The sequence below is a fragment of the Aquisalimonas sp. APHAB1-3 genome (genome assembly GCF_048323695.1).
Classification (GTDB): domain Bacteria; phylum Pseudomonadota; class Gammaproteobacteria; order Nitrococcales; family Aquisalimonadaceae; genus Aquisalimonas.
Genome location: NZ_JBLWFT010000036.1, coordinates 1 through 1,021 on the forward strand (window position 1 = coordinate 1; position 1,021 = coordinate 1,021).

At 64.5% G+C, this 1,021-nt stretch carries 1 protein-coding gene; it reads left to right on the forward strand.

The window, feature by feature from the left end; translation table 11 throughout:
- On the forward strand, positions 1-888 hold an 888-nt coding region (locus tag ACNSTU_RS17505; RefSeq protein ID WP_418212817.1), incomplete at its 5' end, for an aspartate aminotransferase family protein.
- Positions 889-1,021 lie beyond the last annotated feature (133 nt).

The window sequence follows — 1,021 nt, forward strand, 5'->3', positions numbered from 1 at the left end:
TGGACCGGCCGGGACAGGGTTCTCAAAGTGGCCGGCGGCTATCACGGCACCCACGACACGGTCGAGGTCGCCGTCGGCGACGAAGGGGTGAACGCCGGCATCCCCGATTCCGTCGGCGAACGGGTTGACGCGGTCCGGTTCAACGATCCGGACGCTCTCAAGGCCCGGTTCGAGCGTCGCGGCGACGAGTACGCCTGCTTCATCCTCGAGCCCATCGTGGGAGCCGGGGGGATGGTTCCGGCGACCGAGGAGTTCCTCCAGACGGCGCGGGATCTCACCGAATCGACCGACACGGTGCTCGTTTTCGACGAGGTGATGTCGTTCCGGCTCGCCCCCGGCGGCGCACAGCAGCGGTATGGGGTCGAGCCGGATCTCACGACCCTGGGCAAGCTCATCGGCGGCGGCCTGCCGATCGGGGCGTTCGGCGGCGACGGGAAGCTCATGGAACAGTTCCACCCCGAAGACGGGGTGCTCAAACACTCCGGGACGTTCAATGGAAACCCGGCGACTATGGCCGGCGGGGTAGCCGCGCTTGAGATGCTCGACGAGGACCGGATCGATCAGCTGAACGACCGCGGAGAGCGCCTTCGAGATCGGCTCCGAGCGGCTTCCGACGACGTCGACGTCCCCGTCCAGATCACCGGTGACGGCTCCCTGTTCCAGATTCACTTCACCGACGAACCAGTGGTCGACTGCGAGAGCTCCGCCGCCGGCGACCCGCTCGCCGAGGAGCTGTTCCTGCGGATGCGAACCGACGGGATTTTCCTCGCGCCGCGTGGGATGGGGAACCTCTCAACGAAGATCGGATCCAACGAACTCGACACGTTCGTCGATGCGTTCGAGACCGCGATCGCGAAGCTCGCTACCTCGAAACGAACATCTCGGTGAATTGCTGTCTACTTTTGAATTCAACTGACAGCTCCCGTTCGATACTTTTCGATCGCAAGCGACGTCCGCAGTTCCGGCCGTCGTCATAAACACTGGGGCGCATCGTTTTCGTCCGGGATCGACCGGTGACACC